The organism is Novosphingobium sp. BL-S-19 (genome assembly GCF_055521675.1).
Genome location: NZ_CM145498.1, coordinates 247,886 through 270,788 on the forward strand (window position 1 = coordinate 247,886; position 22,903 = coordinate 270,788).

Here is a 22,903-nt window from a genome sequence, read left to right on the forward strand (position 1 = left end):
CGATGCCCCAAGACCACCATCATTTCGATCCGACGATCCTGCGCGAATACGACATTCGCGGCGTTGTCGGTGGAAATCTGAATGCGGATGATGCCCATGCTATCGGGCGGGGCTTTGCCACCATCCTGCGCCGTGAACTCACCGGGCAGGGGCGGCCGAAAGTGGTTGTCGGCCGCGATGGCAGGCTAAGCTCGCCCCTGCTGGAAGCGGCCTTGGTGGACGGCCTTCTGGCGGGCGGTGCGGACGTGGTGCGGATCGGCCTGTCGAGCAGCCCGATGCTCTATTACGCCGAAGCCTCAGCCGAAGACGTGCAGGGCGGCATTCAGATAACTGGCAGCCACAATCCCGCCGATCAGAATGGCTTCAAGATGGTAGCGCAGGCTCGGCCCTTTTACGGGGCGGCGATCCAGCGGCTTGGCGAAATCGCGGCAGCCGGGGATTGGGGCGCCGAAGCAGCCGATGGCGGGCGGATCGAAGATCGCAGCGTTGTCGATGCCTATGTCGCCGGGATGCTGCCCGCCCTCGACGGCTTGCCCGTCGACCGGCTGGCGCAGCTGCGCATCGGCTGGGATGCCGGGAACGGCGCGGCCGGCCCCGTGCTGGAACGGCTCACTTCCAAGCTGCCTGGCGAACATCATCTGCTCTTCACCGAAGTGGATGGGACGTTTCCGAACCATCATCCGGACCCGAGCGAGGACGCCAATCTGGCAGACTTGCGCGCCCTCGTCGCGGCGAAGAACCTCGATTTCGGAGTTGCCTTCGATGGCGATGCGGACCGGATCGGCGTGGTCGACGGTACCGGGCGGGCACTGGCAGGCGATCAGCTGCTGGCGATCTATGCAGAGGATCTGCTGCGCCGCCGTCCGGGGGCGCAAGTCATTGCCGATGTGAAGGCATCGCGCGTGCTGTTCGATACGGTGGCCCGGCTGGGCGGCGTGCCGGACATGTGGAAGACCGGCCATGCGCTGATCAAGGCCAGAATGAAGGAAATCGGCGCGCTGCTGGCGGGCGAGATGACCGGGCACATGTTCTTTGCCGATGATTACTACGGCTTCGACGATGCCTTCTACGCGGCGCTGCGCCTGATCGCCGCGACCTTGCGGCTCGATCGCAGCGTGGCAGACCTGCACGACGCCATGCCACGTCCGATCTCGACGCCCGAACTGCGGTTCAAGGTGGCCGAAGAGCGCAAGTTCGCCGCCGTGGAGGAAGTGCACGCGCGGCTGGCGGCTGCGGGCGCCGATGTCGTCGCGGTGGACGGGGTGCGCGTTACCACGCCCGATGGCTGGTGGCTGCTGCGCGCGTCCAACACGCAAGCGATGCTGACCGCGCGAGCGGAGAGCGAGACGGCAGAAGGGCTGGAGCGGCTGCTGCGGGAAATCGATGCGCAACTCGCGGCATCGGGACTGACCCGCTAGGGCAGAATCACGATCGCGAGGCCAACGGCTGCAGCGCTGGCGACCAGCGGCAGCGCTGCGGCCTTGCCGTTCTGCCAACCCGCCAGCCGTATCGTCACGCCGGCCTTGACCAGCGTGTTCAGCGCCACCGGCACCGCCAGCACCAGCCCGGCGGTGCGCCCGTCCAGCGACTGTCCGGCCAGTCCGCCCATGGTGATGATCGCGGAATCGACGTCCACCGTGCCGGACACTGCCAGCACCAGGGCCAGCCCGCGCTCCCCGAAATTGGCCAGCACCCAAATCGAAGCGACCGTCAGCACCATGACCAGCCCGGCCAGCATCAGCGCCGGCCCGATGTCGAACGGGTTGCGCATCGCCAGTTCGTGGCCGGGATTGGGCGTGGCCGCCGCGCGGCTGCGGCGTAGATACCAGCCGGCGGCCGCGATGCCGACCACCAGCCCGGGCGCGATCAGCCGCGTCAGCGTGGGCAGCGCCACGGGCGCCAGCAGCGCGGTCAGCACGAAGACGCGCAGGAACATGATGACCGAGGCGAAGGCGATGGCGGCGCGAAACACCGCGCGCGGCTCTTCGCCCTGCTTCATCCGGCTGGCCAGCGAAGCGATGACGGCGGTGGAGGACACCAGCGATCCGGCGGCGGCGGTGGCGATGATCCCGCGCCGGGTGCCCAGCATGCGCGTGGCGAAATAGGCAGCGAACGAAAAGCCGGAGATCAGCACCACCACCAGCCAGAGCTGGCGGGGGTTCCACGCGCCGTAAGGGCCGAAGGGCTGATCGGGCAGCAGCGGCAGGATCACCAGCGCAATCAGCGCATAGCGGGCGATCGACAGCACCTCGCGCTGGCTGAGCCGGTCGATCCAGCCGTGGAGCTGCTCGCGCAGCGCCAGTAGCAGCACCATGGTCACGGCGATGGCGGTTCCGGTAACCCGCTCTCCCAGTCCGACCAGAAAGCCGCTGGCGACGGTCAGCAGGGCGACCAGTCCGCTGGTGCCGCTGGCTGTCTCGTTCAGGCGGCTGTCGCGGACGTAGCCGATCAGCACCAGCACGCCAACGGCGCCCACCAGAACGGTGGCGGGGCCCGGGGCGATGTGAAACAGCACGCCGGCAATGCCGCCGCCCAATCCGATCAAGGCGAAAGTGCGGACCCCGGCGAAGCGCGTGCCGGAAGCGCGATCGCGCTGGGCCCAGCCACGCTGGATGCCGACGAGCAAGCCTAGCGCAAGGCTGACGGCCACTTTGGCGAGGTCTGACAGCTCGAGATCGATCGGCATGGGCCCTCGCGCCGGTGGCTGGGCCTGCATCGTGGCCGGCCATGCGGCGAAGCGCAAGCCGGACGTTCTTGCAGCAGAAGGCTTTTCTCTCCACCTATCAGCCATGGCGGCGCGCAAACCCCGAGATACGGACCCGAAGCTTCCTCCCGAAATTGCCGACTGGTTCGCCGGGCGGGGCTGGCGGGTTCGCCGTCACCAGCGGGACATGCTGGCGGCATCGGACCGGGGCAAGCACGCCCTGCTGGTGGCCGATACCGGCGCGGGCAAGACGCTGGCGGGCTTTTTGCCGACGCTGGCGGATTTCTGTCCCTCGCGGCAGGCGGGCGGCGAAGCGCCGGAGGGGCTGCACACGCTCTACGTCTCGCCGCTCAAGGCCCTGGCGCACGACGTGCAGCGCAACCTGCTGACCCCGGTCGAGGAAATGGGCCTGCCGATCCGGATCGAGACACGCAGCGGCGATACGCCCTCCGATCGCAAGGCACGCCAGCGGGCCCGGCCGCCGCATGTGCTGCTGACGACGCCCGAATCGCTCTCACTGCTGCTGACCTATCCCGAGGCGCCGGTGCTGTTCGCCGGCCTGAAGCGCGTGGTGATCGATGAAATCCACGCCTTCGCCACCGGCAAGCGCGGCGATCTGCTGGCGCTGTCACTGGCGCGGCTGCAGGCACTCAGCCCCGGACTACAGCGTGCGGGGCTCTCGGCGACGCTGGCCGACCCCGATGCCTTTCGCGGCTGGCTGGCACCGTGGGGAGAGATCGACGCGGTGGAACTGGTGGAGGGCGAACCCGGCGCCGAGCCCGAAGTCTCGATCCTGCTGCCGCAAGAGGAACGCATCCCGTGGAGCGGCCATGCGGCGACATGGGCGATCCCGCAACTGATCGACCAGATCAAGGCGCACCGCACCACGCTGATCTTCACCAACACGCGCTTTCTGGCCGAATATATTTTTCAGGAGCTTTGGGACGCGAACGAGGACAATCTGCCGATCGGCATCCACCACGGGTCGCTCTCCAAGGAGGCGCGGCGCAAGGTGGAAGGGGCAATGGCGGAAGGGCGGCTTAGGGGCCTTGTCTGTACCGCCAGCCTCGATCTAGGTGTCGATTGGGGCGATATCGATCTGGTGGTGCAGATGGGCGCGCCCAAGGGCTCCTCGCGCCTGCTCCAGCGCATCGGGCGCGCCAACCACCGGCTCGATCAGCCCAGCAAAGCGGTTCTGGTGCCGGGCAATCGGTTTGAATTCCTCGAAGCCTTCGCGGCGCAAGAGGCAGTCCGTGAAGGGCAGCGCGATGGCGAGGCATTTCGGCCCGGCGGGCTGGACGTGCTGGCCCAGCACGTGATGGGCACGGCCTGCGCCGGTCCGTTTCGCGAAGAGGCGGTGCTGGCCGAAGTGCGCTCCTCCGCCGCTTATGCCTGGGTGGACGCGGCGATCTTCGCCCGCGTGCTCGATTTCGTGGCCACGGGCGGTTACGCGCTGCGCTCCTACGACCGTTTTCGGCGCATCGTCCGGGAGAAGGACGGGCAGGGCGGTTGGCAATGGCGGCTGACCCATCCCGAACATGCGGCACGGCATCGGCTGAACGCCGGGATCATCGTCGATGCCGAGATGCTGGAAGTGCGCTTCCGCAACGGCCGCTCGCTCGGCAAGGTGGAGGAAGGCTTCGGTGCCAGTCTGAAGCCGGGCGATACCTTCCGCTTTGCCGGCATGGATCTGGAAGTGGAGGCGCTGCGCGAGTTGGAACTGATCGTGCGCGCGGCCAAGCGATCGGCGACGATCCCCAGCTACATGGGGCAGCGGATGCCGATATCCACGCACTTGGCGGAGCGAGTGCGGGCGATGCTGTGCGATCAGGCCGGCTGGGCGCGCTTTCCCGACGATGTGCGCGAATGGCTGGAGGTGCAGGACTGGCGATCGCACTTGCCCGCGCCGGGCCGGCTGCTGGTCGAAAGCTTCCCGCACCACGGCGCTGCCTATACGACCTACTACACGTTCGAGGGGTGGCCCGCGAATCAGTCGCTGGGGATGCTGATCACCCGGCGCATGGAAGACCGGGGGCTGGGGCCGCTGGGCTTCGTCGCCACCGACTACGCGCTGGTGGTCTGGGGACTGAAGCCGGTGGAGGATCCCGCCGCCTTGCTCTCCCCCGATATCCTGACTCACGAATTCGTCGATTGGGTGCAGCAATCGTACTTGCTGCGCCGGGCCTTCCGCGAAGTGGCGGTGATTTCGGGGCTGGTGGAGCGGCAGCAGCCGGGAACGCGAAAGTCCGGCCGGCAAGTGACCTTTTCCACCGACCTCATTTATGACGTCCTGCGCAAGTACGAGCCTGATCACCTCCTGATCGAGGCGGCCTGGGCCGACGCCCGCGCGCGGATGACCGATGTGGCGCGCGTGGCCGATGTGCTGGACCGCGCGGCGAGCGAGATTGATCATGTCCGGCTGGACCGGATCAGCCCGCTTTCGGTGCCGGCACTGTCGATGATCGGCCGCGAATCGCTGCCTTCCGGCGCCGCGGACGAAGATCTGCTGGTGGAGGCGGAGAGCCTCGCCTCGCTGGCGATGCGGGTCGATCCGCCCAGCGAGGACTGAGAGCCCGTTTGAAAAATGCCGCTAGGGCATTTTGAGGCGGCACCAGCCCTCTCCCCCACCCTTCCACCCGCAGGATACTACCGTTGGGTGGAAGGGTGGGGGAGAGGGCTGGTGCCGCAAAAATTCGCGTTTCGCGAATTTTCAAACGCAATCCGAGGTCGGCCTGCCCTAACGGTCGAAGGCGCCGAAGCGGTCGTTGTCGACGAAGCCGAAGTTGGTCACGCCGGAAGCCTTGATCGTCTGCAGCACTTCGGCGGTGCGGGCATAGGCGGCGTTCGCATCGGGGCGGAAGCGCAGTTCGGGTTCGGCCGGCATCCGCGTCGTGCTGTAGAGCAGCGTGGCAAGTTCGCCCTTCTCCACCGTATCGCCGTTCCAGCGGATCGTGCCATCGGCACCGATCGTGATCGTGTTCTGCAGCGGTTGCACGGTATGTTCGGTCGTGCCCGTGGGCAGATCGACCTGGATTGACTGCGTGGCGACGGGGATGGTGATCACGAACATGATCAGCAACACCAGCATGACGTCGATCAGCGGCGTGGTGTTGATCGCGGCGATCGGGGATTCGCGGGAAACGGCCTCTCCAGTGGTCATGGGCAAGTCCTCTCTTCAGGGATCTTTTTCCGCACTGGCATGAAATGTAACCCGAATTTCGCAGTCCTCCAATAGGGCATCGCGAAGCGGAATAAGGGGGCGAAGCGGGACAGGGGGCGGGCATCTGGCCTGGACAAAGAAAAAGGGGCGGATTTCTCCGCCCCTTCCTTGATCCGGTAGGATCGTTCCGTTGTCCGGCTTACTTGCCGAAGTCGCGGAACTGCTCGTTGCCGACGAAGCCGAACTTGGTCACGTTCGCAGCCTTGATGAGCTGGAGAACCTGAGCCGACAGCTCGTAGCTGGCCTGCGCTTCCGGCTGGTACTGCAGTTCGGGCTCGACCTTGTAGGTCAGCGACTGCGCCAGCAGGTTCTGCAGGGTGTTCTGGTCGACCTGGTTGCCGTTCCAGAGGATCTTCGCATCCGAGGTGAGCACGATCTTGTTCTTGATCGGGTCCACCGGCGGCGGCGTGTTCGTCGGAGGGGTTGCAACCGGGAGGTCGATGTCGATCGAGTTGGTCGCAACCGGGATGGTGATGATGAACATGATGAGGAGAACGAGCATGACGTCGATCAACGGCGTCGTGTTCATTTCCATCATCGGCGCGCCATCGTCCTTGCCGCCTGACATTGCCATGGAATGTTACTCCTTCTCGAACGTCAAGCGTTCGGGTCAACCGGGTTGGAGATGAATCCAACCGTCGGGTAACCCGCAATCTGGACGTTGTAGATCGCGCCGGCCACGCAACGCCACGGGGCGTTCACGTCACCGCGGATGTGAACCTGCGGAACCAGATCCGGGTTGTCCCGAAGGGCTTCCGGACCGCCTGCACGCTTCACGATTGCATCGAGACGCTTGAAGGCCTGGTCGTACAGTTCCTTCGAGGTCACCGGCGTGATGTTGTTGAAGTAGACGCGGCATTCACCGTTGCGCGAAGCGCCCTGGTAGCCGGGTTCACCCGCACTGCGACCCGAATCGTCGGTGGTCGTAACCGAGAGGAGGAGGTTTTCGACCTTGTCCTTCGATTCTTCCGACTTGATGACCGGGATCTTCAGCTTTTCGACCGTCTGGATCGCGACCGGGACCGCGATCAGGAAGATGATCAGAAGCACCAGCATGACGTCAACGAGCGGCGTCGTGTTGATGTCGGACATCGGTGTTTCGGCACCGCCTCCGCCCGAGGATATCGCCATAGTCTTATCCTAATCCTTGCGTTGCCCTGGGGAGGCGACGGTCCTGCTTGCAAAGCGCCGCCTTTGATCCCCTGTGGAAAGCGCCGCCGTCATCCGGCGACGCATTTCCGTGCAGCTTACGGCTTGGCCGGAGCAGCAGCCGGCTTGGCGGGAGCAGCGGCAGGCTTCACCGGAGCAGCAGCGACGGTGGGCTTGATGGCGCCCTTCGAGTTGATGTTCGCCAGCAGGTCGGCCGAGAAGCCGGTCAGCAGTTCGGCGATGCGCTTGTTGCGGCTCTGGAGGTAGTTGTAGGCGAGAACGGCGGGAACGGCGACGATCAGACCGAGCGCGGTCATGATCAGCGATTCACCGACGGGGCCGGCAACCTTGTCGATCGAAGCCGAACCGGCGATGCCGATGGCGATCAGGGCGCGGTAGATGCCGACGACGGTACCGAACAGACCGATGAACGGTGCGGTCGCGCCGACGGTGGCGAGGAACGGCAGGCCCGAAGCCAGGCGAGCGTTGATCGAAGCTTCCGAACGCGCGAGCGAAGCGTGCATCCAGTCGTGGGCTTCAAGGGTGTCGGTCATCTTGGCGTGCTGGTCTTCGGCGGCGATGCCGTCGTCGACGAGCTGGCGCCATGCGCTGTTCTTTTCGAGCTTGGCCGAACCTTCACGAAGGGTCGGGGCCTTCCAGAACGAAGAGCGGACGGCACCGAACTGGCGCATGATCTTGGCCTGTTCGAACCACTTGGTGAACAGGATGTAGAACGAGCCGAACGACATGATGCCCATGATGATCACGGTGGCGTACGAAATGAAACCACCGGCCTGGAGAGCTTCCACGAAACCGAACTTGTTCTGCGGCGCGGCTTCGCCAGCGGCGGCAAGGATGTCAACGATAAGCATGCGATTTACCTCTCAAGAAGAATGCAGGATTTGGCCAGATCCATCGATCGGGTTCCGGCCAGGCCGTCAAATTAACTGAGCTTGTAGACGATCGTCGTGGCGAACGAGCCGCTGGTCGGGTTGCCCGCATCGTCGAGAGCGGGGTTGAAACGACCGAAACGGTTCATGCCTTCACAAGCTGCCGAGTCGAGATCCGGGCTGCCGCTGGAGCTGGTAACGGAGCAGCTGGCAACACGACCATCGGGACCCACCGAAACCCGGACGCCGACGCGGCCTTCACGCTCTTCGCGCAGGGCCTTGGCCGGATATTCCTGGTTGAAACGGCTGGTCCAACCGCCCTTGACCGACGCGCCACGCGCCTTCGAGGGGGCCGGCGGGGCCGGAGGTGCCGGCGGAGCGGCGGCCGGAGCCGGAATCGGAACCGCAGGAATCGGAACCGGCGGCGGCGTGGTGACGGTGGTCACCGGCGGCGGGGCCGGTGCGATATTGATAGGCGGCGGCGGCGCCACGATCGGCGGCGGCGGCGTATCCTGCTTGGGAGGCGGCGGCGGTGGCTCTTCCTCCTTCGGTTTCTCTTCCTTGATGTCGACTGTGGTCACCTTGTTGATGACTTTTTTCGCGGCTTCGTAGGCCAGACCCGTGACGAGTGCATAGCCTACAAAGACGTGAATCAGCGCGACAATGACAAGCGCGGTAATCTTGTTACCGCTCATTTGCTGGTCAGCGTAAGCCATTCAAACGCATCACTCCATTACCAAGCCCTGGACCCAACCCGGGTGCGGACAAGCCCAAAGGCGCCCATGGCCCTCTCCCAAGGGGAAAGGTCCATGACGAAACTCTAAATTACCCACCCTGACGGCTGTCAGTTTGCCTATCCGTAAACAACGAAACGGGTTGGCGAACCGTGGGGCATTTTTGTGTTTTTGCCCCGTTTTGCCGATTTCATTAGCGACACCGTTGCCCCTGTGCAACGCCTTATCGGCAATCGCACCGTTAACACTTGATTCAGGGGTGTTAAGTTCCAAGCGCGGTGGGGGTGTTTGTGCTGCCAGGCACAAGCCGCTAAGGCCAGACCCCGCGTTTCCCGGAGAGTTTAGACAATGCCTGCGAATCTGCCCCGTCTCGTCCTGAACCTGGCATGCGCCGCTTTGGCCGTGCAAGTCCTTCCGGCATCGGCGCAGGCACAGGCGCCGCAGGCCGACACGCCCATGCTGCGCGAGGCCAGTTTTGCCGACCTTGCAACACTGTCCGAATCGGCGGGAATCGTCGTGCGCGCCACCGTGCGCAAGATGGCGCGGGTGGAGGACGAGCGCGCGCCCGGGCTAACCCCCGGGATGGGCCGTTTCTACGTCAATGCCGAGACACGCGCGCTGCTGACCGGCTCGGCACCGATCGGCGAATCCTTTGCCTATCTGGTGGACCTTCCGCTCGATGCCCGCGGCAAGCCGCCGGCATTGAAGAAGGTGGACGTGCTGCTGTTCGCGCGTGCCGTTCCGGGGCGGCCCGGGGAACTGCAACTGGTGACGCCGACGGCGCAGCAACTGTGGAGCGAACCCGCCGAAGCCCGCCTGCGCGGCATTCTGAAGGCGCTGGTCTCGCCCGATGCACCGGCGCGAATCACCGGCGTGCGCGAGATGCTGTTCGTGCCGGGCAACCTGGCCGGCCAGGGCGAAACGCAGATTTTCCTGAATACCCACAACGGCTCTGCCGCATCGATCACCGTGGTCCATCAGCCGGGCGCGGCGCCGGCCTGGGGCGTGTCGTTCTCTGAACTGGTCGCCAACACCGGCCACCCGCCCCAGCCCGAGACGCTGGAGTGGTATCGACTGGCCTGCTTCCTGCCCGCGAATCCACCGGCCCGCGCCAATGTGTCCGAGGGAATGGAGGCGATGCGCCAGGCCGCGGCGGACTATCGCATGGTGCTGAACCAGCTTGGACCCTGCACGCGCAATCTGGACAAGCGCTGAGGGCGGGCAATTTTCGCGCGGCCATTTGCCTCGATTACGCGCGAAGGTACTGGAATTTCCCGGTGGGCTCGCTTAGGGCGCGCTCGCGAAAGGGAACTCCATGGTTGAACCGCTGAATATTGCGCTAGCCGGTCTCGGCACCGTCGGGGCAGGCGTTGTCCGTCTGATCGAGACCAATGCCGAACTGATTGCCCGGCGCGCGCGCCGCCCCATCCGCATCGCCGCCGTCAGCGCGCGCGATCGCACCAAGGACCGCGGGGTCGACCTTTCCCGTTACGACTGGGTGGACGATACCGCGGCGCTGGCCGCGCGGCCCGATGTCGACGTGGTGGTGGAGATGGTCGGCGGATCGGACGGTCCGGCGCTGGCGCTGGCCCGCAATGCCATCGCGCAAGGCAAGGGGCTGGTCACCGCCAACAAGGCGATGATCGCGCACCACGGGCTGGAACTGGCCTCCGCCGCCGAAGCGGCCGGCGTGGCGCTGAAGTTCGAGGCGGCTGTCGCAGGCGGCATCCCGGTCATCAAGGGGCTGAGCGAAGGCGCCGCCGCCAATGCGATTGAGCGCGTCTACGGCATCCTGAACGGCACCTGCAATTACATACTCTCCACCATGGAGGACACGGGCCGCGACTTCGGCGACGTTCTCGCCGAGGCGCAGCGCATGGGCTATGCCGAGGCCGATCCCACTTTCGACATCGAGGGGATCGACGCCGGGCACAAGCTCTCGATCCTGGCGGCCATCGCCTTCGGTTCGCGGTTGCGCTTCGATACGGTGGAGACGACCGGCATCTCGCGCGTGAAGGCCGCCGATATCGAGCAGGCCCGTTCGCTGGGTTATGTGATCCGCCTGATCGGCATGAGCGAGATCGACCGTACCGATGGCACCGCGCGTCTGTTCCAGCGCGTGCACCCGCATCTGGTGCCGTTCGACCATCCGCTGGCCCATGTCGACGGCGCCACCAATGCGGTCGTGGCCGAAGGCAACTTCATGGGCCGCCTGCTGTTCCAGGGTGCCGGCGCCGGTGATGGCCCGACCGCGAGCGCGGTGGTGGCCGATATCATCGATATCGCGCGCGGCGAGAAGGGGGCCGCTTTTTCGATGCCGGCGGGCGAACTGGAAGCGATGGAGCCAGCGGCGACCGGCCACCGCCGCAGCCGCAGCTATATCCGCTTCACGGTGCCGGACCGCCCGGGTGTGCTGGCCGATATCACGGCCGCCATGCGCGATGCCGGGGTTTCGATCGCGAGCATGATCCAGAAGGGCGATGCCGGGCAGGAGGGCGAGGTGATCCTGGCCATCGTCACCCATGAAGGGCCCGAATCGGCCGTTCGCGAGGCGGTGCGCGTGCTCGAAGGGTCCGACAGCCTGACCGCCGCGCCGTTGGTGATGCAGATCATCGAACGGTAAGAGTTTTGTCCGGGCTCGCGCAAGCCTCCGACGGATGTCGGAGGCGCACCCAACAAACATCAATCAATGCGCGCGCAACTCGCCCTTCGCGACACGGTCTGCGTCCGAACCGGCCGGGGCCTCGGGGATCTGCGACAGGTCGATGATCAGCGGCTGTGCGGGCGGGCAGGGCGGGATGAAGCAGCCCTTCGCCACCGACACGCCGCCGATGTTCTTTTCGAAATTGGGCGGGCGGAGGCGGCCGTCGTCGGTGCCGGCCTTGCCTGTGGGGTCGCTGTCGGCCGAGGAATCGACGCGAAATTGATCCTCATCCGGCGCGCAGACGACGATTTCGCCCGGGCGCCCCTGCCTTGCGCAAGTGCGGTGGGAGGTATCGGGTACGATGCGGCCGGCGGACATCATTCTTTCCGCCATGGCGCGATCCGCATCGGACACCGATCCGCCGCTCTGCGCGGTGGTCTGCCCAGAGGCGGATGCGGCGGAAGCATCCTGCGCAAATGCGACTTCGGGCGCCAGCAAAGGCGCGGCTACGGAATGGAAGATCGCGATTGCGAACAGCGCACGCCACGTTCTCGACAATTGGTATTCCTCTGTCTAAGCCCCCAGCCCGAACCTTATTCCCTCCACGCCTTAATGCGGAGTGATCATGCCCGAAGCAAGTAAAGTCCTCGATCGCGTTCTTGTTCTGGAGATGGTCCGCGTAACCGAGGCGGCGGCCATCGCAGCGTCCGAACTGGTCGGCCGCGGTGATGAGAAGGCGGCTGATCACGCTGCGGTCGAAGCGATGCGCAAGGCGTTCGACACGCTTTATATGGACGGCACCGTAGTGATCGGCGAGGGCGAGCGCGACGAGGCGCCGATGCTGTTCATCGGCGAGAAGGTGGGCGGCGCCCCCGATCGCGGCCCGAAGATCGATATCGCGCTCGATCCGCTGGAGGGCACCACGATCACCGCGAAGGCCGGCCCCAACGCACTGGCGGTGCTGGCGGCGGCGGAAGAGGGCGGCCTGCTCAATGCGCCCGACGTCTACATGGAAAAGCTGGCCGTCGGCCCCGGCTATCCCGAAGACATTATCGACCTGACCAAGAGCCCGACCGAAAACGTCAAGGCGGTGGCCGCGGCCAAGGGCGTGAAGCCCGAGGAAATCATCGTCTGCGTGCTCGATCGCCCGCGCCATGCCGATCTCATCGCCGAACTGCGCGCCATCGGCTGCGGCGTCGTGCTGATCGGTGACGGCGACGTGGCCGGCGTGATCGCGGTGACCGACGAGAACACCACGATCGACATGTACATGGGTTCGGGCGGCGCGCCGGAAGGCGTGCTGGCGGCGGCGGCACTGCGCTGCGTCGGTGGCCAGATCCAGGGGCGCCTGCTGTTCCGCAACGACGATGAGCGCGCCCGCGCCCGCAAGTGGGGGATCGAGGATCTCGACAAGATCTACAAGCTGCGCGACCTGGCCAAGGGCGACTGCATCTTCGCGGCCACCGGCGTGACCGACGGTTCGCTGCTTCAGGGCGTGAAGCGCCTGAAGGGCGGCAAGATGACGACCGAGAGCGTGGTGATGCGCGCCAGTTCCGGCACGGTGCGCTGGATCAAGGGCGAACATCGCGTTCGCGGCTGAATTTCAGGTGCTTACCTGCTAAAAGGCCGGTCCGGAGGATACTTCGGGCCGGCCTTTTGCCGTTCTTGTGCCTTCCCATTCTGGGGCGAGTCACGGTGACGGGGCCATGCTTTCTGTTGCAATCCGATGACTCATGAGTAGAGGCGGGCGCGTTCCGCCACCCATCAACCACACAGCCGTCTCGGGGATTCGCCATGAAGATCATGTCCGGCAACAGCAACCTTCCGCTCGCGCGGGCCATCGCGGGCTATCTGGAGCTGCCGCTGACCGATGCAGCGGTACGCCGCTTCGCCGACGAGGAAATCTTCGTCGAAATCCACGAGAACGTGCGCGGTGAGGACGTCTTCGTCGTTCAGCCGACCAGCTACCCCGTCAACGACAACCTGATGGAGCTGCTGATCTGCATCGACGCGCTGCGTCGTGCTTCGGCCAAGCGCATCACCGCCGTGATCCCCTACTTCGGTTATGCCCGTCAGGACCGCAAGCCCGGCCCGCGCACGCCGATCTCGGCCAAGCTGGTGGCCAACCTGCTGACCGAGGCTGGCGCCGACCGCGTTCTCTCGGTCGACCTGCACGCCGGCCAGATCCAGGGCTTCTTCGATATCCCCACCGACAACCTGTTCGCCGCGCCGGTCATGGCTGCCGACATTCAGGCGCGTTACGGCGACCAGTCGCTGATGGTGGTTTCGCCCGACGTCGGCGGCGTGGTCCGCGCCCGTGCGCTGGCCAAGCGCCTCGACAACGCACCGCTCGCCATCGTCGACAAGCGCCGTGACAAGCCCGGCCAGTCGGAAGTGATGAACATCATCGGCGACGTGAAGGGCCGCGCCTGCATCCTGATCGACGACATCATCGATTCCGGCGGCACCCTGTGCAACGCCGCGCAGGCACTGATGGACGAAGGCGCCACCAGCGTTACCGCCTACATCACCCACGGCGTGCTTTCCGGCGCAGCGGTTTCGCGTGTCACCAACTCGGCGCTGAAGGAACTGGTGATCACCGATTCGATTCAGGCGACCGACGATGCCAAGGCTTCGGACAAGATCCGCATCCTGACCATCGCGCCGCTGATCGGCGAGGCGATCCGCCGCATCGCGGACGAAAGCTCGGTCTCCAGCCTGTTCGACTGAGCACGCCGGGCGTTCTAGTCCGCGCGTTTCGAAAGGGCCGGTGCCGCAAGGCGCCGGCCCTTTTCGTTTATTCGCGCTCTATTCCCAGGGCCTGATCTGCCCCGGCTGCAGGCGGTTCAGTGCTTCCAGTCTGCGGGCCTGCCGCGATTCCAGCGCCAGCGTCAGGATCGGCAGCGGCCGTTTCACGAACTGGCTGGGCGACATGCCGAACAGTTCGGTGAACTCATGGATCAGGTGGCTCTCGTCGTAATAGCGCAGGGCGATCTCGTCCGCCTCGTCGCTGTCGGCCACGCCGCGCAGATAGCTCGCCATGTCCAGCGCGCGGGCGCGGCGCAGCACTTGCTTGGGCGGCATGCCGAAATCGCGGTTCACCACACGCTCCAGCGTGCGCCGGTCCACCCCGCATTCGCGCGCGGCATCGCTGACCGTCATCGACGGGTCGCGGTAGCTGATTGCCTCGAACCGGACGGTGACCGGATCGGGCGGCGGGCAGCCCATCTGCTCGATCCGGTTGCGGAACGCCTGCTCCAGCTGGTGCAGCCACTCTTCCACTGGCGCGCCGGGTTCCAGCATTGCGAGGAACCGCTCCGACGGCATCGCCACCGCGCTGGTGCTGACCAGCCGGTCCACGAAATCGCCCACGCGCGGGCCCTGCATCGCGGTGCACGCGCCGGGGCGCAGCGCCAGACCGACGCTGGTGAAACTGCCCGTTACCGACACCGGCATCCGGCGCGACTGCGGGCCGAAGAATAGAGCGGAATTGCAAAGCCGCCGGTGGCCGTCCGCCGTTTCCGCCGACCAGCTTCCCTCGGTCTGGATGCGCAGCATCGCGGTATCGTTGAACAGCCCGCACGACAGCGTGTAATCCGCCGGCGCGCTCACCCGAGTCACGTAAAGACGCCCGATCCACGGCGCGAGATCGGCCGCCGGCGCGCGGTTGTAGGAAAGCGGTTGCCCGTCCCTTGTATATCCCTGTTCCGGCGCGATCGCCGGATCGATAGCCGGGAGTTTTCTTCGCAGCATGCCCCTACTCTTGCAGAAGAGAAGATATGCCCCCCGACACGGGGATAGGATGGCGCGCATTCTGTCGCAATGTGAGAAAAACACATAAGGGTTCCGCTCAGGGTCAATTTTCTGCCAGCCTTGGGATTTTTTGGGCGGTGCTTGACCTGTCGCCATCGATGCAGGCAGGAGATCGCCCATGAAACTCGATCAGGATATCGCCCTCGCCCTGCGACTCGCCGATGCGGCGGGAGAGGCGATCAGGCCGCACTTCCGGTCCGGCCTCGTGGCCGAGCGCAAGTCGGACGCGTCGCCCGTCACCATTGCCGATCAGGCGGCAGAGGAAGCCATGCGGCGGATCCTCAAGGCCGAAGTCCCGCGCGATGGCATCATTGGCGAGGAGTTCGGAACGGAGGAGGGCACTTCCGGCCGGACCTGGGTGCTCGATCCGATCGACGGCACCGTTTCGTTCATTGCCGGGCGCCCGATCTTCGGCACGCTGATCGCGCTGCTGGTCGATGGCTGGCCGGTGCTGGGCGTGATCGACCAGCCCATCCTGCGCGAACGCTGGGTGGGTGCCAGCGGCATGGCCACGACGTTCAACGGCAAGGAAGTGCGCACCCGTTCCTGCCGCGAACTGTCCGACGCGATGCTGGCGACGACGGGGCCGCAGTACTTCAACGATCATGAGGGCGAACACTTCATGGCGCTGGCGGCCAAGACCGACCACAAGCGCATGATGATGGGCGGCGACTGCTATAACTATGGCCTGCTCGCTTCCGGCCAGATCGACCTCGTGTGCGAGGCGGGGCTGAAGCTGCACGACTGGGCGGCGCTGGTGCCCATCGTCGAAGGCGCCGGCGGAACGATGTGCGACTGGAACGGGGAACCGCTTCACGCGCAGTCCGAAGGCCACGTCCTTGCGATCGGCGATCCGGCGCGTCTGGAAGACGTGGTCGAGGCGATGGCCTGCGATCACTGAGCGCCCACTAGCATTGACGGAGTCGCCGGTGCGCAGGGTCAGCCTCTTCGTTTATGGCACACTGCAGCCCCATGCGGGAACGCGCATGGGGGAATGGATCGCGGCACGCCTTGAAAGCGCGCAGCCCGCGCGGGTGCCGGGGCGTATCCGCGCGGTGAAGGGCGGCAACGGCTGGTTCCCGGCGCTGGTCCCCGCACGGTCCGGCGCGCGCGTTCAGGGAACGCTCTGCCGGCTGGCCTTGAAGCCGGGCGATCTGGCCCAGCTGGACCGTTACGAGGGGCGCGAATATCGGCGCGTCAGCCTGCCGGTGCGCACCGCCGCGGGCGGCAGCGCGCGGGCGCAGGTCTATTGCTGGCGCGTTGCCCTGCCCGATGCGGCGCCGGTGATCCGCGACGGCAACTATCTCGGCTGGTTGGAACGGACTGGGCGGCAGGCTTTTACCACTTTGCGCAATGGCGCGTGAGGAGGCGGACATGGCGATCAAGACGGCAATCGTGACGGGCGGCGGCGCGGGTATCGGGCGTGGGCTGGTCATGCACTTCGCGGCGCTGGGCTGGCGTGTCGCCGCGATCGATCTCGATGGAGAGGCGCTGGACGAGTTGGCGGTACTGCTGCCGGGGAACCGCTTCCTGCCGATCACCTGCGACGCCGGCAGCGAACCGGCGGTGCGCGCGGCCTTCACCCGGATCGGGGAATGGACCGATGCCGTGCACCTGCTGGTCAACAATGCCGGGATCGCCAATCCGAACGGCGGCCCGCTGGAAGACCTGACGCTGGAAAGCTGGCAGCGCTGGATCGATTCCAGTCTTACCGCGGCTTTCCTCTGCACGCGCGAGGCGCTGGGCCTCTTGCGCGCGGCCGCGCCGGCCAGCGTGGTCCACATCGCATCGACCCGCGCCTTGCAGTCGGAGCCGGACTCTTATGCCTATGCTGCCTCGAAGGGCGGGCTCTGCGCGTTGACGCATGCCATGGCCATCGGGCTGGGGCCGGAGATCCGCGTCAATGCCGTGCTGCCGGGCTGGATCGAGACCGGGCCGTGGCAGAAAGCCGCCAAGCGCCGCGAGCCGGAATATTCGGATGCGGATCTTGCCCAGCATCCGGTCGGCCGCGTCGGCGTGGTGGAGGACATTGCCGCCGCCGTGGAATGGCTGGCAGGGGCTGGGTTCGTCACCGGCCAGCAGATCGTCGTTGATGGCGGCATGACCCGCAAGATGATCTACGCCTGATTGCGGGCTGCCGCCCGAATGCGGCACCGGCCCATGCCCCCACCCGACCTCCCACAGTGTACCCTTGATGGGAGGTCGGGTGGGGGCGTGGGCCGGTGCCGCAAGCCTTCGATGGATGTCGAAGGCGCACTCGGCAAATGACTCGCTTGCGTTCCTGCCGTTCTCCCACTAAAGGCGCGCCCTTCAATCGACACGGTTGAGTCTCTGCAAAGAGATTCGCGGGTCGGCCTGGCGAAAAGGGCTGCCATGGCTGACTGGACGTGTCTCTGTGAAAGGAAACGAAATGCCCAAGCTGAAGACCAAGAGCGGTGTGAAGAAGCGCTTCAAGCTCACCGCCACCGGCAAGGTGAAGCACGGCGTTGCCGGCAAGCGTCACCGCCTGATGAGCCACAACGGTAAGTACATCCGCCAGAATCGCGGCACCGAAGTCATTTCTGACGCCGATGCCAAGACGATCAAGAAGTGGGCGCCCTACGGGCTCAACTGAGGAGTACTGACCTATGAGCCGTATCAAGAGGGGCGTAACCACCCGCGCCAAGCACAAGCGTATTCTGGACCAGGCCAAGGGTTACCGCGGCCGTCGTAAGAACACGATCCGCGTTGCCCGCCAGGCCGTCGAAAAGGCCGGCCAGTACGCGTACCGCGACCGCAAGATCAAGAAGCGGACCTTCCGCGCCCTGTGGATCCAGCGTATCAACGCTGCCGTCCGCGCCGAAGGCCTGACCTATTCGCAGTTCATGCACGGCATCAAGCTTGCCGGCATCGAACTCGATCGCAAGGCGATGGCCGACCTCGCCATGAACGAGGGTTCGGTGTTCTCGACCGTGATCGCGCAGGCGAAGGCCGCGCTGCCGGCGTAAGCCAGCAATCGCGATCCGCGAAAACAGTTACGGGGCGCGGGTGTTACGGCACTCGCGCCCCTAATTGTTTCAGGCTGATGGCTTCGGCGTGATCGTTTCGGTCCATCCGTTTTGACCCAATTGTTTTGGCCGAATTGTTTTGCGCGCCCGTGCAAGTCCCGGTACGCTTCAAGCGAAGGGGGCGTGGCGGCGCCAAGAGAAAACAGGGAATGACAGCCAGGCGGGTAATCATCCAGTACTGCCCGGTTCCTCCGGGCCTAGAACGCTATGTCTCGACCTTGTTTTACTGCGAAGTGGAGATCGGAGACGACGAACGTCTGCACGATGTCCTGTGCCCCGATTGGGCGACTTTGCGTTTTCACTACGGCGCGCCGATAGTTGCCAGCATGCGGACGGGCAGCCGGATAGAGGGATGCCGCTTTTCGGTAGGCGGCCCGCGTTCGCAGGAAGTGACCTTTTCGATGGGGCAGGCCCGGCAATGGGGTTTGCGCCTTTCCCCACTGGGCTGGGCGGCGCTGACGGACGTTCCGGCGGACCGCTATGCCGATCGGCTGGTCGATGGAGAGCAGGACGATGCCTTCGCCCGCTTTCGCCCGCTGTACGAACTTCTCGCCGATGAACAGGTATCGCCCGGCGTTCACCTCGATCGGCTGGTAACCTTCCTGGGCGGCATTCACCCGCGCCCGGTTCCGCACGAAGTGCTGATCGGGGCGATCGGCCGCGCGCTGGTCGATCCGGAATTGCGCACCGCTGCCGATCTGGCCGCCGCCGTCGGCGCACATCCACGCATGGTGGAACGGGTATGCCGCGCCGCCTTCGGTTTTTCGCCCAAGCTTCTGTTAAGGCGCCAACGCTTCCTGCGCAGCGTCGAGCAATTCACGCTTTCGCCCAGCCTCAAATGGGTGGCGGCGATGGATGAGGCCTATCACGATCAGGCCCAGTTCGTGCGCGACTTCCGCGCGTTCATGGGCATGACGCCGCGTGAATATGCCGCGCTCGAAAAGCCCCTGACCGAAACGCTGCTGCGCGAACGGGCCCGCCTTGCCCGCCATGCCGCCTCGGCACGTCTTGCTGCGGGATAGGGCTGCTGCCGCACGAAAATGCCCGTTCGGGCATTTTCCAAACAGACGCGCGCCGTTGCGATTCTTGCCCGGTCCCCTTAAGGACCGCGCTTCCAGATATCAGCAACAGTCAGGCAGACCACCAGTGGACTACGCAGCAACCGGCCAGGAGGCGCTCTCGCGGATTGCGGAAGCATCCGATCTCGATACGCTGGAGGCGCTGCGTGTCGAGTTTCTGGGCAAGCAGGGTTCGATCTCCGGCCTGCTGAAGACGCTGGGCAAGCTCGATCCCGAAGAGCGCAAGGTCGAAGGGCCGAAGATCCACACGCTTCGTGAAAGTGTGAGCGATGCGCTCACCGCCCGCAAGGACGCGCTGGAGACGGCGGCACTGAACGCCCGCCTCGCCGCCGAGACGATCGACCTCTCGCTGCCCGCGCCCGAAGCGCCGCGCGGCACCGTCCACCCGATCTCGCAAGTGATGGACGAGATTGCCGAGATCTTCGCGGACCTTGGCTTCTCGGTCGCCACCGGGCCGGAGATCGAGGACGACTGGCACAACTTCACCGCGCTCAACATGCCGGAAAGCCACCCGGCGCGTGCGATGCACGACACGTTCTATTTCCCGGATCGTGACGCCAAGAACCGCGAGATGCTGCTGCGCACGCACACCTCGCCGGTGCAGATGCGCACGATGCTGGCGCAGGGTGCGCCGCTGCGCATCATCGCGCCGGGCCGCGTCTATCGCTCTGACAGCGACGCCACCCACACGCCGATGTTCCATCAGGTCGAAGGTCTGGTGATCGACAAGAACGTCCACCTCGGCCACCTCAAGTGGACGCTGGAGACCTTCCTAAAGGCGTTCTTCGAGCGTGAGGACATCGTCCTGCGTCTGCGCCCCAGCTACTTTCCCTTCACCGAGCCTTCGGTGGAAGCGGACATCGGCTTCACCCTGATCGACGGCAAGCGCGTGATCGGCGGCGATCCGTCGAAGGGCGAGGGCGGCTGGATGGAAGTGCTCGGCTCGGGCATGGTCAACCGCCGCGTCATCGAATTCGCCGGGCTCGATCCCGATGAATGGCAGGGCTTCGCCTTCGGCATCGGCATCGATCGCCTTGCCATGCTGAAGTACGGCATGGACGATCTGCGCGCCTTCTTCGACGGCGACGTCCGCTGGCTCTCCCACTACGGTTTCTCCGCCCTCGACGTGCCGACCCTTTCGGGCGGCGTTGGCACTCCGGCTTGAGCGCGGGAAGGATTTAGAAAATGAAGTTCTCGCTTTCCTGGCTCAAGCAGTACCTTGAGACCGACGCCTCGCTTGAGGATATTGCCCTGAAGCTCAACGCCATCGGCCTTGAGGTCGAGGGCATTGAGGATCCCGCCGCCAAGCTGGCCGGTTTCCGCGTGGCCAAAGTGCTGACCGCCGACAAGCATCCGCAGGCGGACAAGCTGCAGGTCCTCACCGTTGATACGGGTGAGGGCGTGCTGCAGGTCGTTTGCGGCGCACCCAATGCGCGGGCTGGCCTTGTCGGCGTGCTGGGCCTTGCCGGTGCGACCGTGCCCGCCAACGGCATGGTGCTGAAGGTTGCTGCCGTGCGCGGCGTCGAATCGAACGGCATGATGTGCTCCACGCGCGAGCTGGAGCTGGGCGAAGATCACGACGGCATCATCGAACTGCCTGAAGACGCACCGGTCGGCACGCCTTTCGCGGATTATCACGGCGCCGATCCGGTGATCGAAGTGGCGATCACCCCTAACCGCCCGGACTGCATGGGCGTCTACGGCATCGCCCGCGATCTGGCCGCCGCCGGCCTGGGCACGCTGAAGCCGATCGAAGTGCTGGACATCGCCGGCAGCTTCCCCTGCCCGGTGGACGTGCGCACCGACGATGCCGAGGGTTGCCCGGCGTTCTACGGCCGCGTGATCAAGGGCGTGAAGAACGGCCCCTCGCCGCAGTGGTTGCAGGATCGCCTGAAGGCGGCCGGTCAGCGTCCGATCTCGGCGCTGGTCGATGCCACCAACTACCTGATGCTGGCCTATGGTCGCCCGGCCCACGCCTATGACCTTGCCAAGCTGAACGGCGGTGTCGTCGCGCGCCGTGCCAAGGACGGCGAGACGGTCGTCGCGCTGAACGAGAAGACCTACACGCTCGATGCCGAGATGACCGTGATCGCCGACGATTCGGGCGTGCACGACATTGCCGGCATCATGGGCGGCGAGCATTCGGGCTGCGGCGACGAGACCACCGACGTTCTGCTCGAAATCGCCTATTTCGATCCCGAGCGCATCGCCAAGACCGGCCGCAAGCTCAACCTCACCTCGGACGCGCGCAGCCGTTTCGAGCGTGGAATCGATCCGAATTTCCTCGATACCGGCCTCGACCACCTGACCAAGCTGATCCAGACGCTGTGCGGCGGTGAAGCTTCGCAGGCGGTGCGTAGCGGTGCGGCCCCGGCCACGCCGAAGATCGTCCACTTCGATCCGGCGTTGACCGAGAAGCTGGGCGGCGTGGCGATCGATCCGGGCGAGCAGCAGCGTATTCTGGAAAGCCTCGGCTTCGCTGTCATCGCGCAGGAAGCCGGCTTCGATAAGGCCTGGGCTGTCACCGTTCCCGGCTGGCGCCCGGACGTCGACGGCGCGCCCGACATCGTTGAGGAAGTCGTCCGCATCCACGGTCTCGACAAGGTCACCAGCGTTGCCCTGCCGCGTGCTGACGGCGTCGCCCGTCCGACCGCCACGCCGACGCAGGCACTGGAACGCCGCGTTCGCCGCGCCGCTGCCGCGCGCGGGCTGCACGAGGCGGTAACGTGGTCGTTCCTGCCCTCGGCCGAGGCCGATGCCTTCGCAGAGGGCAACGGCGCGCTCTGGACGCTGGCCAACCCGATCAGCGAGGACATGAAGGTCATGCGGCCGTCGCTGCTGCCGGGCCTGCTGATGGCGGCCAAGCGCAACCTCGATCGCGGTGCCGCGTCGCTGCGCCTGTTCGAACTCGGCCGTCGCTATCTGCGCGGCGAGGGCGGTGCGAGCGACGAGCGTCTGGCGCTGGGCTTCGTGCTGGCCGGTGAGAAGGTCTCGCGCGGCTGGGCGACCGGCAAGGCGACTGCGTTCGACGCTTATGACGCCAAGGCCGAAGTGACCGCGCTGCTGGCTGAGGCCGGCGCCCCGGTCGAAAAGCTGCAGGTCATGGGTGAGGCTGGCTCGCAGTTCCACCCCGGCCAGTCGGCCACGCTGCGCCTTGGGCCCAAGAACGTGCTGGCGCGCTTCGGCATGCTGCACCCGGCGGTCGCCAAGCAGTTCGACATCGAAGGCCCGGTGGCGATTGCCGAGATCTATCTCGACGCCATCCCCGGCAAGAAGGGCGCCGCCACCTTCGCCCGTACCCGCTACGCGCCCCCGGCGCTGCAGGCGGTGACGCGCGACTATGCGTTCCTGGTGCCGGCGGAACTGCCCGCGGGTGATCTCGTCCGTATGGTTGCGGGTGCGGACAAGGCGAACATCGTCTCGGCCCGCCTCTTCGACGATTTCCGTGGGACCGGCGTGCCGGAAGGGCAGAAGTCGCTCGCGCTCGAAGTCACTCTCCAGCCGCTCGAAAAGAGCTACAAGGAGGAGGACCTCAAGGCGATCAGCGACAAGGTGACCGCCGCCGCCGCCAAGCTTGGGGCCGTGCTGCGCGGTTGATCGGGCGGCTCAAGAAGCTGCTGAGG

General features: G+C 65.7%; 22 protein-coding genes. 14 read left to right on the forward strand and 8 right to left on the reverse strand.

Annotated elements, in window-relative coordinates:
* Positions 1-2 precede the first annotated feature (2 nt).
* Positions 3-1,418: a phosphoglucomutase/phosphomannomutase PgmG gene (pgmG, locus tag ACZ1JV_RS09620; RefSeq protein ID WP_465151390.1), complete on the forward strand. Its 1,416-nt coding sequence runs from the start codon at positions 3-5 to the stop codon at positions 1,416-1,418.
* On the opposite strand, the gene ACZ1JV_RS09625 is transcribed toward pgmG, so the two are convergent.
* Positions 1,415-2,686 (reverse strand): MgtC/SapB family protein, encoded by a 1,272-nt coding sequence (locus ACZ1JV_RS09625; protein ID WP_465151391.1) that lies wholly within the window; start codon positions 2,684-2,686, stop codon positions 1,415-1,417. The genes pgmG and ACZ1JV_RS09625 overlap by 4 nt on opposite strands.
* 103 nt (positions 2,687-2,789) lie before the next feature.
* On the opposite strand from ACZ1JV_RS09625, the gene ACZ1JV_RS09630 reads away from it, so the two are divergent.
* Positions 2,790-5,273 (forward strand): ligase-associated DNA damage response DEXH box helicase, encoded by a 2,484-nt coding sequence (locus ACZ1JV_RS09630; protein ID WP_465152535.1) that lies wholly within the window; start codon positions 2,790-2,792, stop codon positions 5,271-5,273.
* Positions 5,274-5,441: 168 nt separating this feature from the next.
* On the opposite strand, the gene ACZ1JV_RS09635 is transcribed toward ACZ1JV_RS09630, so the two are convergent.
* The 5 genes from ACZ1JV_RS09635 to ACZ1JV_RS09655 all read right to left on the reverse strand — a co-directional run bounded on the left by ACZ1JV_RS09635 (position 5,442) and on the right by ACZ1JV_RS09655 (position 8,679).
* Positions 5,442-5,864: an ExbD/TolR family protein gene (locus ACZ1JV_RS09635; RefSeq protein ID WP_465151392.1), complete on the reverse strand. Its 423-nt coding sequence runs from the start codon at positions 5,862-5,864 to the stop codon at positions 5,442-5,444.
* A gap of 199 nt (positions 5,865-6,063) precedes the next feature.
* Positions 6,064-6,498, reverse strand: a complete 435-nt coding sequence (locus tag ACZ1JV_RS09640) for an ExbD/TolR family protein (protein WP_465136584.1) — start codon at positions 6,496-6,498, stop codon at positions 6,064-6,066.
* Positions 6,499-6,521: 23 nt separating this feature from the next.
* The gene (locus ACZ1JV_RS09645; RefSeq protein WP_465136583.1) at positions 6,522-7,055 is read right to left on the reverse strand and encodes an ExbD/TolR family protein; all 534 of its coding nucleotides are present in this window, start codon (positions 7,053-7,055) and stop codon (positions 6,522-6,524) included.
* Between the two features lie 116 nt (positions 7,056-7,171).
* Positions 7,172-7,945, reverse strand: coding sequence for a MotA/TolQ/ExbB proton channel family protein (locus ACZ1JV_RS09650; RefSeq protein WP_465136582.1), 774 nt, complete (start codon positions 7,943-7,945; stop codon positions 7,172-7,174).
* 71 nt (positions 7,946-8,016) lie between these two features.
* On the reverse strand, positions 8,017-8,679 hold the full coding sequence (locus ACZ1JV_RS09655; protein WP_465136581.1) for an energy transducer TonB: 663 nt from the start codon (positions 8,677-8,679) through the stop codon (positions 8,017-8,019).
* Positions 8,680-9,045: 366 nt separating this feature from the next.
* On the opposite strand from ACZ1JV_RS09655, the gene ACZ1JV_RS09660 reads away from it, so the two are divergent.
* Together ACZ1JV_RS09660 and ACZ1JV_RS09665 are read left to right on the forward strand one after the other, a co-directional pair.
* The gene (locus tag ACZ1JV_RS09660; protein WP_465151393.1) at positions 9,046-9,912 is read left to right on the forward strand and encodes a hypothetical protein; all 867 of its coding nucleotides are present in this window, start codon (positions 9,046-9,048) and stop codon (positions 9,910-9,912) included.
* Positions 9,913-10,012: 100 nt separating this feature from the next.
* Positions 10,013-11,320 carry a homoserine dehydrogenase gene (locus tag ACZ1JV_RS09665; protein WP_465151394.1) on the forward strand — a complete coding sequence of 436 codons (1,308 nt, stop codon included), beginning with the start codon at positions 10,013-10,015 and terminating at the stop codon, positions 11,318-11,320.
* 63 nt (positions 11,321-11,383) lie between these two features.
* Here the strand turns inward: ACZ1JV_RS09665 and ACZ1JV_RS09670 are convergent, their stop codons facing one another.
* Positions 11,384-11,899, reverse strand: a complete 516-nt coding sequence (locus tag ACZ1JV_RS09670) for a hypothetical protein (protein ID WP_465151395.1) — start codon at positions 11,897-11,899, stop codon at positions 11,384-11,386.
* 67 nt (positions 11,900-11,966) lie between these two features.
* On the opposite strand from ACZ1JV_RS09670, the gene glpX reads away from it, so the two are divergent.
* Positions 11,967-12,941 carry a class II fructose-bisphosphatase gene (glpX, locus tag ACZ1JV_RS09675; RefSeq protein WP_465151396.1) on the forward strand — a complete coding sequence of 325 codons (975 nt, stop codon included), beginning with the start codon at positions 11,967-11,969 and terminating at the stop codon, positions 12,939-12,941.
* Positions 12,942-13,135: 194 nt separating this feature from the next.
* The gene (locus ACZ1JV_RS09680) at positions 13,136-14,071 is read left to right on the forward strand and encodes a ribose-phosphate pyrophosphokinase (RefSeq protein WP_395329365.1); all 936 of its coding nucleotides are present in this window, start codon (positions 13,136-13,138) and stop codon (positions 14,069-14,071) included.
* A 78-nt stretch (positions 14,072-14,149) separates the two neighbouring features.
* Here ACZ1JV_RS09680 and ACZ1JV_RS09685 read toward each other — a convergent pair whose 3' ends face one another.
* Positions 14,150-15,094 carry a helix-turn-helix domain-containing protein gene (locus ACZ1JV_RS09685; RefSeq protein ID WP_465151397.1) on the reverse strand — a complete coding sequence of 315 codons (945 nt, stop codon included), beginning with the start codon at positions 15,092-15,094 and terminating at the stop codon, positions 14,150-14,152.
* 178 nt (positions 15,095-15,272) lie between these two features.
* On the opposite strand from ACZ1JV_RS09685, the gene hisN reads away from it, so the two are divergent.
* From hisN to pheT, 8 genes are all read left to right on the forward strand, one after another.
* A complete protein-coding gene (hisN, locus tag ACZ1JV_RS09690) occupies positions 15,273-16,055 on the forward strand; it encodes a histidinol-phosphatase (RefSeq protein ID WP_465151398.1) in 783 nt (260 codons plus the stop codon).
* 28 nt (positions 16,056-16,083) lie between these two features.
* The gene (locus ACZ1JV_RS09695; protein WP_465151399.1) at positions 16,084-16,518 is read left to right on the forward strand and encodes a gamma-glutamylcyclotransferase family protein; all 435 of its coding nucleotides are present in this window, start codon (positions 16,084-16,086) and stop codon (positions 16,516-16,518) included.
* Positions 16,519-16,528: 10 nt separating this feature from the next.
* Complete coding sequence (locus ACZ1JV_RS09700; RefSeq protein WP_465151400.1) at positions 16,529-17,281, forward strand: SDR family oxidoreductase; 753 nt, start codon at positions 16,529-16,531, stop codon at positions 17,279-17,281.
* A 283-nt stretch (positions 17,282-17,564) separates the two neighbouring features.
* Positions 17,565-17,768, forward strand: coding sequence for a 50S ribosomal protein L35 (gene rpmI / locus ACZ1JV_RS09705; protein WP_021232722.1), 204 nt, complete (start codon positions 17,565-17,567; stop codon positions 17,766-17,768).
* Between the two features lie 13 nt (positions 17,769-17,781).
* On the forward strand, positions 17,782-18,141 hold the full coding sequence (gene rplT, locus ACZ1JV_RS09710; RefSeq protein WP_465136573.1) for a 50S ribosomal protein L20: 360 nt from the start codon (positions 17,782-17,784) through the stop codon (positions 18,139-18,141).
* 209 nt (positions 18,142-18,350) lie between these two features.
* Positions 18,351-19,223 (forward strand): helix-turn-helix domain-containing protein, encoded by an 873-nt coding sequence (locus tag ACZ1JV_RS09715; protein WP_465151401.1) that lies wholly within the window; start codon positions 18,351-18,353, stop codon positions 19,221-19,223.
* A gap of 124 nt (positions 19,224-19,347) precedes the next feature.
* On the forward strand, positions 19,348-20,445 hold the full coding sequence (gene pheS / locus ACZ1JV_RS09720; protein ID WP_465151402.1) for a phenylalanine--tRNA ligase subunit alpha: 1,098 nt from the start codon (positions 19,348-19,350) through the stop codon (positions 20,443-20,445).
* A gap of 20 nt (positions 20,446-20,465) precedes the next feature.
* On the forward strand, positions 20,466-22,877 hold the full coding sequence (pheT, locus tag ACZ1JV_RS09725; protein WP_465151403.1) for a phenylalanine--tRNA ligase subunit beta: 2,412 nt from the start codon (positions 20,466-20,468) through the stop codon (positions 22,875-22,877).
* Positions 22,878-22,903 lie beyond the last annotated feature (26 nt).

What these genes read in the sequence shown, in the direction of transcription:
- pgmG (WP_465151390.1), top strand. Translation starts at nt 3, where the DNA reads ATGCCCCAAGACCACCATCATTTCGATCCGACGATCCTGCGCGAATAC.
- ACZ1JV_RS09625 (WP_465151391.1), bottom strand. Translation starts at nt 2,686, where the DNA reads ATGCCGATCGATCTCGAGCTGTCAGACCTCGCCAAAGTGGCCGTCAGC.
- ACZ1JV_RS09630 (WP_465152535.1), top strand. Translation starts at nt 2,790, where the DNA reads ATGGCGGCGCGCAAACCCCGAGATACGGACCCGAAGCTTCCTCCCGAA.
- ACZ1JV_RS09635 (WP_465151392.1), bottom strand. Translation starts at nt 5,864, where the DNA reads ATGACCACTGGAGAGGCCGTTTCCCGCGAATCCCCGATCGCCGCGATC.
- ACZ1JV_RS09640 (WP_465136584.1), bottom strand. Translation starts at nt 6,498, where the DNA reads ATGGCAATGTCAGGCGGCAAGGACGATGGCGCGCCGATGATGGAAATG.
- ACZ1JV_RS09645 (WP_465136583.1), bottom strand. Translation starts at nt 7,055, where the DNA reads ATGGCGATATCCTCGGGCGGAGGCGGTGCCGAAACACCGATGTCCGAC.
- ACZ1JV_RS09650 (WP_465136582.1), bottom strand. Translation starts at nt 7,945, where the DNA reads ATGCTTATCGTTGACATCCTTGCCGCCGCTGGCGAAGCCGCGCCGCAG.
- ACZ1JV_RS09655 (WP_465136581.1), bottom strand. Translation starts at nt 8,679, where the DNA reads ATGGCTTACGCTGACCAGCAAATGAGCGGTAACAAGATTACCGCGCTT.
- ACZ1JV_RS09660 (WP_465151393.1), top strand. Translation starts at nt 9,046, where the DNA reads ATGCCTGCGAATCTGCCCCGTCTCGTCCTGAACCTGGCATGCGCCGCT.
- ACZ1JV_RS09665 (WP_465151394.1), top strand. Translation starts at nt 10,013, where the DNA reads ATGGTTGAACCGCTGAATATTGCGCTAGCCGGTCTCGGCACCGTCGGG.
- glpX (WP_465151396.1), top strand. Translation starts at nt 11,967, where the DNA reads ATGCCCGAAGCAAGTAAAGTCCTCGATCGCGTTCTTGTTCTGGAGATG.
- ACZ1JV_RS09680 (WP_395329365.1), top strand. Translation starts at nt 13,136, where the DNA reads ATGAAGATCATGTCCGGCAACAGCAACCTTCCGCTCGCGCGGGCCATC.
- ACZ1JV_RS09685 (WP_465151397.1), bottom strand. Translation starts at nt 15,094, where the DNA reads ATGCTGCGAAGAAAACTCCCGGCTATCGATCCGGCGATCGCGCCGGAA.
- hisN (WP_465151398.1), top strand. Translation starts at nt 15,273, where the DNA reads ATGAAACTCGATCAGGATATCGCCCTCGCCCTGCGACTCGCCGATGCG.
- ACZ1JV_RS09700 (WP_465151400.1), top strand. Translation starts at nt 16,529, where the DNA reads ATGGCGATCAAGACGGCAATCGTGACGGGCGGCGGCGCGGGTATCGGG.
- rpmI (WP_021232722.1), top strand. Translation starts at nt 17,565, where the DNA reads ATGCCCAAGCTGAAGACCAAGAGCGGTGTGAAGAAGCGCTTCAAGCTC.
- rplT (WP_465136573.1), top strand. Translation starts at nt 17,782, where the DNA reads ATGAGCCGTATCAAGAGGGGCGTAACCACCCGCGCCAAGCACAAGCGT.
- ACZ1JV_RS09715 (WP_465151401.1), top strand. Translation starts at nt 18,351, where the DNA reads ATGACAGCCAGGCGGGTAATCATCCAGTACTGCCCGGTTCCTCCGGGC.
- pheT (WP_465151403.1), top strand. Translation starts at nt 20,466, where the DNA reads ATGAAGTTCTCGCTTTCCTGGCTCAAGCAGTACCTTGAGACCGACGCC.